Here is a 16,048-nt window from a genome sequence, read left to right on the forward strand (position 1 = left end):
TAATTTTTAATGATTATTACTCATAAAGAAGACATGCGACGTGCTGACCTGGTTTCACCTCCTTTAATTGAGGTTTAGTTTTAGAACATTCATCCATTGCTTTTGGACATCTTGTATGGAAAGGACATCCAGATGGTGGATTTTCAGGACTTGGAACGTCCCCTTCAAGGACGATCCGCTCACGTTTTTGCCCTATTTTAGAGGCATCTGGTACCGCTGAAATCAATGCCTGTGTATAAGGATGTAAAGGCTCTGCATAAATAGAACTCTTATTAGCAACTTCCATGATATTTCCTAAATACATAACACCGATTCGATCACTCATATGTTTTACAACACTCAAATCGTGCGCAATAAATAAATAGGTTAAATCAAATTCATCTTGTAACTCATTTAATAGATTCAACACCTGCGACTGCACAGAAACGTCCAATGCAGATACAGGCTCGTCCGCAATAATGAGCTTCGGTTTAAGCGCAAGCGCTCTAGCAATGCCTATACGCTGACGCTGTCCACCCGAGAACTCGTGAGCATATTTATAATAAGCATCTTCAGGAAGACCTACACGAGTTAATAAATCCATAACTTCCGCTTTTAGTTCTTCACCTTTGCGGTTTTTATGGTAGTTTTTAATAGGTTCGCTTACGATATCCCCAACCATTTGCATAGGGTTTAAGGATGCGTATGGGTCCTGGAACACCATTTGTATATCTTGACGAATATCACGGAGTCGTTTACCGGTTAATTTCGTAATATCCTCACCATTAAAGAGTACCTCACCATCTGTAGGATCTAGCAATCTTAAAATGGAACGACCTGTAGTAGATTTGCCACACCCGGATTCTCCTACAAGACCTAGCGTTTCACCCTTTTTAATATCAAAGGAAACACCATCTACTGCTTTTACAGCTCCTATTGTTCTTTTAAAGAAACCGCCCTTTACGGGAAAATGCATCTTTAAATCGTTTACTTCAAGCAACTTTTCGGTTTGAGCTTTGTTCAATTCGGTTATACTCATCGTAACACCTCTTCTTCAGGTCGACTTGATTCGTAGAGTAAGCAAGCTACTTCATGACCTTCTTCATTTTTCGCTAACTTAGGTGTAACGGTTGTGCATTCTTTCATAGCTTTTGGACAACGATTAGCAAATCGGCACCCTACTTCTGGCATTTTCGTTAACGAAGGCACAATTCCATCAATTGTTGCAAGCATATCTTTCTGTTCCTCTAAACGGGGAATTGCTCCCATCAATAATTCTGTATATGGATGTTTAGGTGAATGGAAAAGACGCTGAACATCCGTACGCTCTACAATTCTTCCTGCATACATGACAATAACCTCATCACAAGTCTCAGATACAACACCAAGATCATGAGTGATAAAGATAATCGCCATATCGTTTTTCTTTTGAATATCCTGTAGCAGCTCTAGAATTTGAGCTTGTACTGTTACGTCTAGTGCTGTCGTAGGCTCATCTGCAATGAGTAACTTCGGCTGACAGGCAATGGCCATTGCGATCATGACGCGCTGTCTCATTCCACCAGATAGCTGGTGAGGATACTCGTCAACGATACGATCTGCTCTAGAGATTCCAACAGCTGATAATAGTTGTACTACCTTTTCCCGCGCTTCTTTTTTAGACAGTTTAAAATGGTTATGCAGTACTTCCTCCAACTGATAACCAATCGTAAATACCGGGTTTAGGGAAGTCATAGGCTCTTGGAAGATCATTGATATATCTTTACCCCGAATTTTATTCATTTCTTTATCGTCTAAACCTTCTAAATTTCTTCCTTCAAAAAGAACCTCTCCGTTTCGGATTTTACCGATTCCTTTTGGTAACAAATTCATTACAGATAAAGACATTACACTTTTTCCGCAACCGGACTCTCCAACGATTCCGACGATCTTACCTTTTTCGACATTAAAAGAAACACCGTCGACCGCATTGTGATCTTTTCCCTCAATACTAAAGGCCGTCTCTAAGCCCTTTACCTGAAGTAAAGGGTCATGATTTACATTTGATTGTGAGTTCTTCATTAGGACACCTCAGATTTAAATTTTACAAATGTATTAGAATTAATAATTTTCTGATTTTTTATTATAGTAAACTATTTATTGGTAGAACGTCAATGCTTTATTAACAATTTATTGTAATATGTGCGAAATTTTTTAAAGATTTGTAATAATAATGTAATATTTGACTCTAAATCTTCATGCTAAATAATCTGTTCGGCCTATTAAACAAAAAGGGTCATATGAATTTGTGTCGAATCTTTAGATATAGGACCCAATCAATAGGAGGAGAACGATGAAACAAGATATGGCACAGTTACATAGTTTAGAAGATTTCCATAAGAAAATGGCCGTAGATCTATTTAATTATGTGTGGACACTACTCGATCGTGAAGATAGGTCAGAAGAACAAGGGCAAACGATGATTCATGCTGCTCATGCCTCGAGGTATCACTGGGAACAGATCGGCACTTCGCTCAACAAAGTTCGAGGCGATTGGCAACTATCGAGAGTATATTCTGTTACCGGACGCGAGGAACCCGCCCTCTTTCACGCTAAGATTTGTTTAGATTTATGTTTGCAAGAAGAGATTGGAGATTTTGATTTAGCTTTTGCGTATGAAGCAATGGCAAGAGCGTACAAATTAGCTGGACTAACGGAGAAGAAAGAAGAGTATAAACAACTGGCTCAACAAGCTTGTGAGGACATTCAAAATGGACCAGATCGCCGTATTGTCATAGAGGATCTTGCTTCAATTTAACTAAATGAGAAGGCATAAACTTGAAGGATTTATGCCTTTATCTAATTGATTACACCATGCCCTGATAGATCTACCTTTGTATCTATGTTGAATGTAATATTCGGATAAGTATCTATCCAGCTTACCTTTTCCCACGTAGGATGATTAAAGGCATGAACTCTTCGTCCAATTCCTAAGAAATCACTATTGGCTTCTTGGGTTTTTTGAATGACGCTTTGCATATCCTTTGTTAGGATCTCCGAATACTTCTTTTCTAACTTAGCTACTTCCTTGTCATTTAAAATTACAGGTAACGTTTTTTCTACAATTTTCGCCTTCAACTTCATGGTCATCGTAACTTTAATATCATCTGGAGCATCGGCTTGGATATTCATTTTCCGTTTTACGCCCCCTACCTCAATAGATACATAATTCTTCAAAGGCTCTTCCTCGTTGTCAGTCACTTTACGATTAATCGTTGCCGATCGCTTCAGTTTGTCATCTAATAACAACAGAAGAAGCGATTCATCTGTTGTTAATGTTACCCCTGAATATTTCTGATCACTAAACAGGGCCATCCCTACATAATTGATAAGACCTTCGTCCTGATCAACTTCCAAAGCTGGCAAGCCGAAATCTTCTCCTTCTTCTAATAACTCTGCACATATAAGCTGTAAGTTTTCAGTAGGTGCTTCTGTATTCATCATCTGACTATCTAAAATCCCACTAATATACCCACTTATGCGAGGCTCCTGATTCACCCTGAGCCGTAATGCTTCTTCAGCAGATCCCATCACCATAGCTAATTTGGCATTCAAATTATTTTTCGGATCTCGATAGAGTACGTCCAATATAGGGAAGATATCATGACGCGCTACCTCTTCTCCTAGTAAAAAGACCCTGGCCTTCGAAGCATCAAAAGAACGCGAAATACGATGGTCGACGTTCTTTTTCCCATCCCTTGTAGAATAAGCTTCACTCGTTATCACTTGAATGAATTCTTGTCCTGGTCCTTCAAGCCCTTTCTCTACTGTAGGGATTACAACTGTATTTCGAATAAGTCCATCATTTCCAGCATCAAATCCCGCTGCCAACACAAGCTTCACATTCTTAAATTGCCGCTGATCCCAGCACCCAGTAAGTAGTATGAGACATGTGATAATAATGAGCGCTTTAGTGCCTATTCTCATAATTAGGCCCTCCTTGTTGTCTCTTTCTAAGTACAAGGCTAATTAGCCACAGGAAGATCGGAAGACCAACCCCGGTCCACATACCAGCCATGGATACGTAATCATCCAGAACGTTCAACCACTCTTCATCCTTTGGCATGAAATAAGCGATACAAAAGAGAAAAAAGCCAATGAATAGGACAGCCCTCTCATAAGGAAGCTTAGGGAATACGTGGCTCATGCCTTTGCTAGCTATCAATAGATAACTACAAAGTGTGGTGGCGACAGAAACAATCCACATGGATATAAAGAACATATCAATTCTTGAAATGATAGGAAATTCAACAGCTTTCAACATATATAGAACAGGCTCACTGACATACTTCATTTCTACGGTTCCAAAATAAATGAAAGACAGTAGTACCGTTATAAAATAAAAAGATACAACGAATCCGTTAGCAAACGTAATGGTTACTAGTTTTTGCTTTGGTGTTCCTTTCGTGTACGGGAACAGTAACAGAACGATCAAATAACCGAGCAAGGATAAAGAGGATTGATACACACCATCGAATATCGATGAAAACCCTGATTCACCAATTGGGAGTAGATAAATCCATTGACCATCTTTGGCAGCAAATAATAAGAGGAGCACTAATATGGGCAGCAATACAGAAACGAATACATATAACCTCGCCATTACTTTAATATTACCTGAAACCAAGTAAACACCTAATGCGATAAACATAAGACTAATAATCCAGTAGGGCGTTCTTGGGAGAAGCCAGGTTCGTATCATTTCATCGAATAACAATAGTATGACGGCTGCAACGGCTAGTGAGTATAGAATCAGTACAGCATTGAATAGCCCTCCCACTACTTTTCCAACGATGGTAGGGATATATTCGTATAGGTGTTGATCAGGAAAACGTTTGGCCAATCCCCACATTATAAAGAGTACGATTTGAATAAGAACCCCGCCTATGAGGAGGGAGATCCACCCATCTTGTTTTGCAACTTCATGTAGGTTAAAAGGGAGGGTTAAAACGCCCACTCCGATCAAAGTTTGAATAATAAAGAAGAAATACTGTCTTCTACTAATCATCTCATTTTTTACTGCGGCCATTCTTCTTCCACTCCCTTGACGTATCACCTGTATTACTCTTAGCTGGCTGAGCATCCTTTGGTCTGTTGTCCATCATAAAAAGCGGCAGCCGTATGAACGTATCCTTCAAGTCTTTTACTCTTAAAGGGGCTAAAGGGGCAAAATATGGTGATCCAAATGATTCAAGACGGCATAAATGAATTAACAGGCCAAAAAAACCAAACACAATCCCTAAAAATCCAAAAGTAGAGGCTAATAAAATGAGCGGGAAAGTCAATAATCGTAACGCTGTGCTTAGTTCATTTGAAGGGACTACGAAAGATGCTATCGCTGTTAACGCAACTACAATTACCATCAAATTTGATACAAGGCCGGCCTTTACAACAGCATCCCCAATAACCAAACCACCGACAATCCCTATTGTCTGGCCCACAGGACTCGGAAGTCTTATTCCAGATTCACGAATGAGTTCGATAATAATAACCATCACTAAAGCCTCGACAATCGGGGGATAAGCAATATTATTAATGGAGCTTTTTATGGGGATGACCAGTGTGTCTGGAATAACCTCAAAATGATATCCAACAACCGCGATATAAAAAGCTGGCAATCCTATCGCAATAAGAAAGCTCATTAATCGAATCAATCTAATAAAGGTACCAGATATCCATCGACTATTATAATCATCCGGCGTCTGATAAAACGTAAAAAACGTGACAGGAAAGACAAGACAAGTGGAACTACCCTCTGAGAGTAGGATCACTCGCCCCTCTAAAACATTCGCAGCACCCCTGTCAGGTCGCTCGGTGTTTAGCATCTGAGGAAACGGGGATAACGAATTATCTTCTACCATTTCTTCAATGTAGCCTGGACTAATAATGGTATCAGCAGAGATATGTTTGATACGGTCCTCAATTTTCTTGACCACATCGGGATTAACGAGCCCTTCCATATACATAATGGCTAAGTTCGTATTCGTCTTCTTCCCGACTCGAAAATATTTTACCGTTAAGTCTCGATGTTGGATTCTTTTTCGGATTAAATTAATATTAATCATCACGCTCTCTACTAATCCCTCATGAGATCCTCGGAGCACTTTCTCTGTATCAGGTTCCGACATATTCCTATTATTGGACATGGTCACGACAAAGACTGAAATCTCAGTGTTTCCTTCTTGTACAAAAACCGCACAACCGCTTAACAAAGCAAAGATCGCATCGTTTAAGTCAGTAGTACCCCTTCGGTTCGGTAACTGCCCAATTGTACGATCAGAATAATTGGAAAGTGGAATGAAAATTTTGTTTTGGATCTGTTCTTGATCAACTAGCGACTCGAAATAGAGAAGGGCCTGGCGATTTCCATCCATATGCGTAACTTTTAAGTCGTGGGAATGATGAAGCTCTGAGCTGATATAGTCAATATTGTCTTTCAGCGAACGAAAACTATCTTTCGTAGGACTTTCCTGCTCTTTAACCACACTACTTTGATTCTCTGTAGCCGATTGTCTCGGCCGTAACAACTTTCGTATTTTCACGCCACCCCTCCTCTAGAACAATTTGATTATGTATGTAGTGTCCTCAAACAACTAATTTCCTATACATACCGCGTATAGGTTTAGAACACACAAAAACTCGAGTCCCCTCAAAAGGGGACTCGAGTTTTTCTTATACCAACACTTCCTCATCTTCTTCTTTAAAGAAATGCTTCATTGCGTAAAATACGTCAGCTTTTCTTCTTAAAACAAAGTGTCGGAAACGCTCATCTTCAATTTTCTTATAGGCCGACATTAGAGTACTATGGCGGTTATACTGATTCACTTCACCATATCCAAACATACTCGATACATCCATTAACTGTTCAACAAGTTGTAAGCATCGTTTGTTATCAGATGTTAAGTTATCTCCATCAGAGAAGTGGAATGGGTAAATATTGTAACTCTCTGGGTTATATTTTTGGTCTATTAACTCAAGTGCCTTCTTATATGCAGATGAACAAATGGTTCCACCACTTTCTCCTTTTGAAAAAAAGTCATCTTCAGAGACGACTTTGGCTTCTGTGTGGTGGGCGATAAATTCGATGTCCACTGTTTCGTATTTCGTTCTCAAGAAGCGCGACATCCAGAAAAAGAAACTACGAGCCATATATTTTTCCCACATGCCCATTGATCCAGAGGTATCCATCATAGCTAACACAACCGCTTTTGATTCTGGCTTCACTTCTTCATTCCAAGTCTTGTATCGGATATCTTCTGGGTAGATTGGATTAAACGTCGCATCCCCTCCCATAGCATTCCTCTTAAACGCTTCTAGCATAGTACGTTTCTTATCAATATTTCCTTGCAACCCCGTTTTCCGAATGTCATTAAAATTAATATCCGTTGTTATAATGTTATCTTTCTCTTTTTCCTGCAAATTCGGCAAAGCTAACTGATTAAACAAAGCCTCTTCTAATTCTGCAATCGAAATCTCTGCTTCATAAAAATCTTCACCAGGTTGATCACCTGGTTTCTCACCTTTCCCTTGCGCTTGCTGCGGGGATCCATCTCTAGCAATTACATCTCCGACTTGGCTGTCACCTTCACCTTGCCCTACATGTTTATTCTTATCATGGTTATAACGAATCTTATATTCATCCAACGACCGAATCGGAATCTTCACAACATCTTTCCCATTTGACATTACAATGTTTTCTTCAGAAATCAGGTCCGGGAGTTGATTCTTCAGCGCATCCTGAACTTTTTCTTGGTGGCGCTGCTGATCATCATACCCTTTTCTATGGAGGGACCAGTTCTCTTCAGATATCACAAAATTTTTCGAACGACTCATCCTTACCCCTCCTCCATTTTGTTTACTCTATCATATGCAGAAGTTGTCATTTTGATTAAAAATTCTGAAAACTTATTTAAAAACTTGTCACTTTCCGCATATGACCGCTTGCACCCATAGCGTTCCGTACCGCGACAACACTCTTTCTACCTGTAAACTGACCGTACCTCGCCTAACGTTTTATGTCTTTCATCATATGAGCGCAGTTCGTCTATTATGAGTCCCGTGTAAATAGAGGACAAGCATTCTGTGACTTAATAAAGGGTGGAGATGTTGAGGACTAAAAGTTGAGACATGTTATTAAGGTTGGGGACTTAATAATATTGAGAGCTAGGGATGCCTTTCCACAGAATTCCTGTTACATGGAAACATTTATAAAAAATTACTCACCTATATCATAAAAAAGCCCAGGGTCTGCTAGCTGATCCTGGGCTTTCTATAGTACAACTGATTAATTTGATGGCTGTGGTACGGGTTCAGCTTCTGTTTGGTATAGTTTACGCCCAATAATCGTTTGGAAAATTAAGAACAGACCACCTACTGCCCAGTAAACGGGTAACGCTGCTGGAGCGTTAAGAGAGATCACAAAAATCATTACTGGAGACAGGAGACCAATGAGCTTCATCTGTTTTTGCTGTGATGCTGGCACGCCAACTAATGATACCCGGTACTGAATGAAGTATAATGCTCCTGCAATAAGAGCCATTGCAATATTGGGTTCGCCAAGGTTAAACCATAAGAAAGAATGTGTGGCAATGGTTTCTGAGCTTCGAATTGCAAAGTAGAAGCCCATTAAAATTGGCATTTGTAAAAGCATAGGTAAACATCCCATGTTAAGAGGATTCACGCCATGTTTTTGGTATAGAGCCATCATTTCCTGCTGAATCTTTTGTTTATCTTCAGGAGTAGCCTCTTTCATTCTTGCCTGAATATCATCCATTTCAGGCTTCATTCCTGCCATTTTAACCTTCATTTGTTGCTGGCTTTTGTACATATTCAACATAAGAGGCATTAGCACCAGGCGAATGATTACGGTAATAACGATAATGGCGATCCCGTAATTTCCACCTGTAACAGATGCCGCCAATTCAATGGCTTTCGTGAATGGTTCAACGAATAAGTTGTGGAGAATTCCATCTCCACCATCACTTTGACTTGAACACGCGGATAGTACAAATGCTGTAACAATAAATAGCAGACTTGATTTCCATAAAGCTTTCATTCTATTAAATCCTCCTCAATAGTCGATTATAAAGTGAGTAACCGATTATTGAGGTAGTCTTCATCATCTGGTGAACTTTCTTGTCTCCCTATTGTTTTGCAAAACCAGCTAACGAAATGGTCAGTTGGTTTTACTCCACTGTTCATATGAGACGGTAATTGAATAGTTGTTTGTTTAATGGACCAATTTTTTGAGAATAAATTGGCTGCATCGCCAACGAGTGAACCCCATACTCTATTAAACGCAAGGGATAAGAACAAACTTACGTAAAATGAATAAAGAAAGGGATCATTGACTAGATCCATATCCAAAAGATATTCGATAAGCATATTCATTCATCTGCCTCATTTCTCATTTGCATCTCTTACATTTACGGCACAACCATTTCATGCGTTTCAATTTCCTTATCTTCAGTCTACTATTTTTTCTACGAGCAAACAACCGATCTAAAAAAACCCGTCCTGCCAACAAGAGCAGAACGGGCTTTAAGCTTATCTTATTAACCTTCTAATAGAAGATTGTACGGGTCTTCTAACATTTCTTTAATACGAACGAGGAACTGAACCGCTTCTTTCCCATCAACGATGCGGTGATCATAGGACAATGCAATGTACATCATCGGACGAACTTCAATAGAATCATCCGGCATAACCATTGCACGCTTTTGGATATTATGCATTCCTAAGATTCCTACCTGTGGAGCATTTAGGATTGGCGTAGAAAGCATTGATCCAAAGATTCCACCATTTGTAATCGTGAATGAACCGCCTTGTAGCTCGTCTAGCGCCAACTCTTTGTCACGAGCTCTCTTGCCAAGACGACCAATTTCTTTCTCAATTCCAGCAAATCCTAAACGGTCTGCATCACGAACAACCGGAACAACAAGACCTTCGTCCGTAGATACTGCCATACCGATATCATAGAATTTCTTCTTCACAATCTCATCGCCTTGAATTTCAGCGTTAAGAAGTGGGAATTCCTTAAGAGCGCCGACAACAGCTTTCGTGAAGAAGGACATGAAACCTAGTTTCACATCATGCTTTTGTAAGAATTGATCCTTACGTTCTTGACGAAGATTCATAACTGCAGTCATATCTACTTCGTTAAACGTTGTAAGCATAGCAGCCGTTTGCTGTGCTTCAACAAGACGTTTTGAGATGGTTTGACGACGACGTGACATCTTCTCACGTTCTACCGGTTTTTCGAATTCGGTTTTCTCAGAAGACTTTTCCTCTGATTTCTTAGATTTCTTGCTTTCTTTCTTGCTATCCTTAGAACCTTTGTCTTCTTTGGATTGGTTAGCAGCTGCTTCTACATCTTCTGGACGAATGCGGCCTAACGGATCATTAGGTTTAACGTCTCGAAGATCAATCCCAAGTTCACGCGCTTTTTTACGAGCAGCTGGTGAAGCTACAATATCTTTATTCGGATCTTGTTTGCTATCATCCTTTGTATCTTCTTGTTTCTCTGAAGCTTCTTCTTGGCTGTCTTTGGAAGATTCCTGTTTTCCATCATCAGACGATTCTTCTTGTTGCTCGGATTCTTCTTTTTGGCCGCTATCTTCTTCAGCCTCAGAAGAACCGCCGCCTTCACCGTTTTCGTCTATTTTTGCAACGGTATCCCCTACTTCGACGTCGTCTCCTTCCTCAACTAGAAGTTCGGAGATGACGCCAGAAGCATCAGCGTTTACTTCAACATTTACTTTGTCTGTCTCTAGTTCAAGGATCGCATCGCCTTTTTCAACGGAGTCGCCTTCTTTAACCAGCCATTCTGCGACCGTACCTTCTGTAATGGATTCTGCAAGTTCTGGTACCTTAATTTCCTTCATTGGAATCTCCTCCTTTAGATAGCTTCAGTGCTTCTTGGATGATTCTGTTCTGCTCTGTCTTGTGAATATTCGGTTCACCGACAGCTGGTGAAGAACGTTTTGGACGTCCAATATATTTAATTTCGTGTGTATTGTTCACTAATTGATAAAGTGTTTCTTTAACAAAGTCCCATCCGCCCATATTACGGGGTTCTTCCTGGACCCACACCACTTCTTCAATATTTGGATACTGTTCCAGTATTTCCTGCAGTTGCTTTTCTGGGAATGGATAGATCTGTTCTACCCGAACGATATGAAGCCAATCCCAGTTTTGATCTTCATTTTCGATGCGGTCTTCTAGATCAATCATGACCTTCCCGCTACCAATGACAAGTCTAGTCACTTTATCTTCGTTTTTCCCCAATCCGCGCTGTGGTTTAAGTGGTTGGAATTGTCCATCACTGAACTCTTTACCATCTGAAGCAACACGTTGATTACGAATAAGGCTCTTTGGAGTCATGAGCACGAGTGGACGTGCTGCATCTTTACCACCAATAGCAGCCTGACGACGAAGCAAATGGAAGTACTGAGCGGAAGAAGTTACATTAGCAACCGTCCAGTTATACTCTGCACTCATCGTCAAATATCGCTCTAAACGGGCGCTGGAGTGCTCAGGGCCTTGTCCCTCATAACCATGAGGTAACAACATCACAAGACTTGATTTCTCTCCCCACTTCGCACGTCCTGCTGAGATAAATTGATCAATAATAACCTGACCTGCATTGGCAAAGTCTCCGTATTGCGCTTCCCATAGAACAAGGGCTTCTGGCGCAAGAACGCTGTACCCGTATTCAAAACCGAGCACACCCGCTTCGTTTAACGGGCTATTATAGATATCAAATGAAGCGTTCGCTTCTTCTAATCCATGCATCGGGCAATAGGTAGATCCATCTTCTACATCATGTAAAACAAGGTGACGATGTGCGAACGTTCCTCGCTGACTATCCTGACCTGTTAAACGAATCGGCTTACCATCTTGTAAGATCGATGCAAAGGCAAGCGATTCGCCTGTAGCCCAATCTACTTTATTGCCTTCTTCAAGCACATTTTCACGTCGCTGAAGAATTTTCTCTAGCTTCTTAAAGCCGTTGAAACCTTCTGGACGTTTTAATAATCCTTTATTCAACGTTTTCAGAACATCTAGCGAGACCGATGTATCAATGGCATCTAAACCACTCACCATTTCTTCAGGTACATCTTTCGCATCACGTTCTCCGGTTTCATTTTCTTTCATATTCTCATAAGTCTGACGGAAGTTCTCATCAACCTCTTCTTTCACTTGGTCGAAGTACCCTTCCTCAATCACACCTTCATCTTGAAGTTGCTCTGCATACAACGTTGCAACCGTGGCATGATCATCAATTTCTGTATACAACTCAGGCTGAGTCGCACGAGGCTCATCCATTTCGTTATGACCAAATCGACGATAGCCTACAAGATCAATCAAGAAATCTTTATGGAATTTCTTCCGGTATTCATATGCTAGCTGCATAGCAGACAAACACTGAATTGGATCATCAGCATTCACATGAATAATAGGAATCTCGTAACCTTTAGCAAGATCACTTGCATAACGAGTTGAACGACCGTCCTTTTGAATCGTGGTAAACCCAACTAGATTGTTCGCAATAATATGAACGGCTCCACCTGTACGATACCCTGGCAAGTCACTCATATTTAGTGTTTCAGCTACTACTCCTTCGCCAGGAAAGGCTGCATCCCCATGAATAAGGATAGAGAAGGCTTTGCTCGTATCCTGGTCTGATAAACCACGTTCTTCGCGGCTATCCTGCGCTGCACGGGCAAACCCTTGTACCACCGGATCAACAAATTCAAGGTGAGATGGGTTATGAGAAAGGGTGACGCGTGTAGTTCGCTCTTCTTTCTCCACATCAAGACTAGCACCAAAGTGATATTTCACATCACCAGTCCAACCATAATTAATGCCCATTGAACCTTCTGATGGCACAAGCTCTTTGTTTGGAGCATGGTGAAATTCAGAGAAGATGCGGTCATAAGGCTTTCCTAATACGTGAGCTAAGACATTTAAACGGCCACGGTGAGCCATCCCCATCATCACATGCTCGACGTCTTCTTCAGAAGCTGCCTGCACAATGTGATCAAGCATTGGAACCATGACATCTAAGCCTTCAATTGAGAATCGCTTTTGAGCAACGAAGGTTTTAGCAAGAAAGTGTTCAAACCCCTCTACTTGAGCTAATAGTTTCAGGACTTGCTTCTTCTGATCATCATTGAAATCTACTCTATACGTGCCTTGTTCAATCTTGTCTTGTAACCACGTACGTTCTTCCTCATTGTGAACATGATCCACTTCGAAAGATATACGGCCAGCATATTGCTGCTTTAGCGTATGAATAGCTTCAAGTCCGTTTGATACTCCGTTAGGCGCTTCAGGCCAAATCCATTTCGCTTGAATGGATTTCAAATCATTCTCCGACAAATTATATGTTTTCGGATCGAGTAGCGGTGAATAACGCTCTCGGCCTCGACCAACGGCATAAACTTCTGCCTCTAGATGACCGGAACGACGAATAGCCTCAACCAATTTCAAAGCTGAGGTCACCTTCTGGATATCCGCAGCAGATGGGCTGTTAGAACCTTGTTGGCTCTCATCCCCTTTTATCCACTCTGGAGCACCATATTGTTCAAACACCTCGACTAGAGATGAATCGACCCGCTCTGGATCTTCTAAGTATAAATCGTACTGTTCTTCGATGTACCCCATGTTGGGGCCATGAAACTGTTCCCAAATGTTTTCGTTAGACCCTTTGTTCGACACTGTTTACTACCCCCATTAGAAGTTCGCTTTCTGTGACGTAAACGTTTGCAAACTCATCTTCTATTATAATTTTTTTCCGTTTTCTTCTTCAACTACTTTACCCTAGTTTTTTTTAAGAAAACAAAAAAAATTGAAAAAGATAATAAAAAAAGTACAAATGTACGGAATATTGTACACTTGTACCTCTTGATTTTTCAACTATTATTCTTCATCTTCACTAACTGTGTATGCTCGATCAAAGAGTTCTAGCTGGCTATCGAGTTCTTTTTCGTTTGGACTCTTCTTTACATAATGGTAATTACCATGCTCATCCTGAACACGAGCTTTTAAATTATCTTGTAAATGAAGCTCTAGTATTTGGTGTAACCTGGATTCTATATGGTGGTCATAGATTGGGAAGAGCAGCTCTACACGCTTCTCCATATTACGTGTCATTAAATCTGCAGAGGATAAATATATTTTACCTTCCCCGTTTTGATGACAATAATAAATTCTACTATGCTCCAGGAAACGGCCGACTATACTTCGTACTCGAATATTTTCGCTGACACCTTTAATCCCTGGACGAAGGCAACAAATTCCGCGCACGATTAAGTCGATTTGAACACCTTCGTTTGATGCTTCGTAAAGTTTTTTAATAATAACCTTATCTGTTAACGAATTCATCTTGGCAATAATTCGACCATTCCCATGCTTCTTGTGACTTTCAATCTCTTGATCGATTTGAGCCACCAGGTCGCTTCGAATATCAAATGGCGCCATTGAGATGTGATGGTAGGCTGGCTTCTCTGTATAGCCACTTAAGTAATTAAAGAAATTGGTTGCATCGATTCCAAATTTCCGATCTGATGTAATAAGCCCCATATCCGTATACAATTTAGCTGTTTGGTCGTTATAATTTCCTGTGCCAAGGTGTACAAATCGTTCAATCTGATGCTTCTTCCTGCGGACAACTAGCGTAATTTTACTGTGAGTCTTTAAATAGTTCATCCCGTATATAACATGACATCCGGCTTTTTCAAGTTCTTTTGCCCATTGCACGTTATTCTCTTCATCGAAGCGAGCTTTTAGCTCAACCAGAACCGTAACTTGTTTCCCTTTTTCAGCAGCCCTTTTTAAGCCTTCAATGATTGGAGATCCTCCACTCACTCGGTAGAGCGTTTGTTTAATGGCTAAGACATCTGGGTCATCAGCAGCATCTTCTACGAAGTCTACAACAGGCTGGAACGATTCATATGGATGGTGAAGAAATACGTCACGCTCTGAAGCAACCTCGAATAGATCTTCGTCTGACCCCACATCTTTTGGTGGTTGAGGAATTAACGCTTCATAGATGAGCGAATCATTGTATTCTTCCATATCTTTATAAAATTTAAATAAGAACGTAAGGTCAAGCGGTCCGTCAATTTCGTATACATCTTTACGATGGATTTCAAGAACATTTAAAAGAAACTCTAACAATTTCGGATCATATTGGTCGCGCTTAATTTCTAATCGAACGGCCGCGCCCCATTTCCGCTTTTTTAGCTCCTTCTCAATTTCCTTTAATAAATCTCGGGCTCCTTCCTCGTGAATCGTCATATCTGCATTTCGCGTAATTCGAAATTCCGTAACAGACTTGACTTTATACCCTTGAAACATTTTATAGATAAAGTGGCTTATGATATCTTCAAGCATTATAAACTTGCGTATCCCTTCCTCATCCACCTCTAATTCAATATAACGGTCGAGTACGGCGGGGACCTGAACGATAGCCGTCTTCTCAGAGTATTCCTCTTCATCAAACGTGTCTTCAAGAACGACCGCAATATTAATACTTTTATTCAGAAGCATCGGAAAAGGACGATACGCATCCACTGCCATAGGGGTCAGCACAGGAAAGACTTGCTCATCGAAATATTGCTCCATCGCATCATGTTGCATGGTTGTAAGTTTGTCCATTTCTACAATTGAAATCTTATGCTCTTCTAGCATAGGAAGTAAAATATGCTGATACGTCGAATATTGCATATCAACAAGTTTATGATTTTTCTCAGAAATTTTGGCTAATTGCTCCTTAGGGGTAAGGCCTGCTTTGTTCTCTGGCTTATTGAACCCTGCTTTTACCTGATCCTTTAATCCAGCTACACGAACCATAAAGAACTCATCCAAGTTCGAGCTAAAAATCGCCAAGAACTTAAAGCGCTCCATCAATGGGTTACGTTTATCTAACGATTCCTGGAGTACTCTTTCGTTAAAAGCTAACCAGCTTAATTCACGGTTATTATAATAACGTGGATTATCTAATTGAATATTTTCCATCTCTCCT

General features: G+C 40.5%; 12 protein-coding genes. 1 reads left to right on the plus strand and 11 read right to left on the minus strand.

Going from position 1 to position 16,048, the window contains the following annotated elements:
* Nucleotides 1-16: 16 nt before the first annotated feature.
* Nucleotides 17-1,018, minus strand: a complete 1,002-nt coding sequence (locus IEW76_RS12265; RefSeq protein WP_188654247.1) for an ABC transporter ATP-binding protein — start codon at nucleotides 1,016-1,018, stop codon at nucleotides 17-19.
* Nucleotides 1,015-2,040: an ABC transporter ATP-binding protein gene (locus tag IEW76_RS12270; RefSeq protein ID WP_188654249.1), complete on the minus strand. Its 1,026-nt coding sequence runs from the start codon at nucleotides 2,038-2,040 to the stop codon at nucleotides 1,015-1,017. The genes IEW76_RS12265 and IEW76_RS12270 overlap by 4 nt, the downstream gene beginning before the upstream one ends.
* A gap of 271 nt (nucleotides 2,041-2,311) precedes the next feature.
* Here IEW76_RS12270 and IEW76_RS12275 point away from each other — a divergent pair, with 271 nt between their 5' ends.
* Entirely contained in the window at nucleotides 2,312-2,776 is a 465-nt protein-coding gene (locus IEW76_RS12275) for a hypothetical protein (RefSeq protein ID WP_188654251.1), read from the plus strand.
* 41 nt (nucleotides 2,777-2,817) lie between these two features.
* Here IEW76_RS12275 and IEW76_RS12280 read toward each other — a convergent pair whose 3' ends face one another.
* The 9 genes from IEW76_RS12280 to IEW76_RS12320 form a co-directional block, all read right to left on the minus strand.
* The gene (locus IEW76_RS12280) at nucleotides 2,818-3,945 is read right to left on the minus strand and encodes a Ger(x)C family spore germination protein (protein ID WP_188654253.1); all 1,128 of its coding nucleotides are present in this window, start codon (nucleotides 3,943-3,945) and stop codon (nucleotides 2,818-2,820) included.
* Complete coding sequence (locus IEW76_RS12285; RefSeq protein ID WP_188654254.1) at nucleotides 3,929-5,047, minus strand: GerAB/ArcD/ProY family transporter; 1,119 nt, start codon at nucleotides 5,045-5,047, stop codon at nucleotides 3,929-3,931. The genes IEW76_RS12280 and IEW76_RS12285 overlap by 17 nt, the downstream gene beginning before the upstream one ends.
* Nucleotides 5,028-6,554 carry a spore germination protein gene (locus IEW76_RS12290; RefSeq protein ID WP_188654318.1) on the minus strand — a complete coding sequence of 509 codons (1,527 nt, stop codon included), beginning with the start codon at nucleotides 6,552-6,554 and terminating at the stop codon, nucleotides 5,028-5,030. The genes IEW76_RS12285 and IEW76_RS12290 overlap by 20 nt, the downstream gene beginning before the upstream one ends.
* 136 nt (nucleotides 6,555-6,690) lie before the next feature.
* Complete coding sequence (yhbH, locus tag IEW76_RS12295; RefSeq protein ID WP_188654256.1) at nucleotides 6,691-7,851, minus strand: sporulation protein YhbH; 1,161 nt, start codon at nucleotides 7,849-7,851, stop codon at nucleotides 6,691-6,693.
* 451 nt (nucleotides 7,852-8,302) lie between these two features.
* On the minus strand, nucleotides 8,303-9,073 hold the full coding sequence (gene yidC / locus IEW76_RS12300; RefSeq protein WP_188654258.1) for a membrane protein insertase YidC: 771 nt from the start codon (nucleotides 9,071-9,073) through the stop codon (nucleotides 8,303-8,305).
* A 26-nt stretch (nucleotides 9,074-9,099) separates the two neighbouring features.
* Nucleotides 9,100-9,408 carry a hypothetical protein gene (locus IEW76_RS12305; protein WP_188654260.1) on the minus strand — a complete coding sequence of 103 codons (309 nt, stop codon included), beginning with the start codon at nucleotides 9,406-9,408 and terminating at the stop codon, nucleotides 9,100-9,102.
* Nucleotides 9,409-9,572: 164 nt separating this feature from the next.
* Nucleotides 9,573-10,901: a 2-oxoglutarate dehydrogenase complex dihydrolipoyllysine-residue succinyltransferase gene (gene odhB, locus IEW76_RS12310; protein WP_188654262.1), complete on the minus strand. Its 1,329-nt coding sequence runs from the start codon at nucleotides 10,899-10,901 to the stop codon at nucleotides 9,573-9,575.
* On the minus strand, nucleotides 10,888-13,740 hold the full coding sequence (locus tag IEW76_RS12315; protein ID WP_188654264.1) for a 2-oxoglutarate dehydrogenase E1 component: 2,853 nt from the start codon (nucleotides 13,738-13,740) through the stop codon (nucleotides 10,888-10,890). The genes odhB and IEW76_RS12315 overlap by 14 nt, the downstream gene beginning before the upstream one ends.
* 201 nt (nucleotides 13,741-13,941) lie before the next feature.
* Nucleotides 13,942-16,041, minus strand: a complete 2,100-nt coding sequence (locus IEW76_RS12320) for an RNA degradosome polyphosphate kinase (RefSeq protein ID WP_188654266.1) — start codon at nucleotides 16,039-16,041, stop codon at nucleotides 13,942-13,944.
* Between the last annotated feature and the right edge of the window lie 7 nt (nucleotides 16,042-16,048).

The sequence above is a fragment of the Pontibacillus salipaludis genome, assembly GCF_014642405.1.
Classification (GTDB): Bacteria; Bacillota; Bacilli; order Bacillales; family BH030062; genus Pontibacillus; species Pontibacillus salipaludis.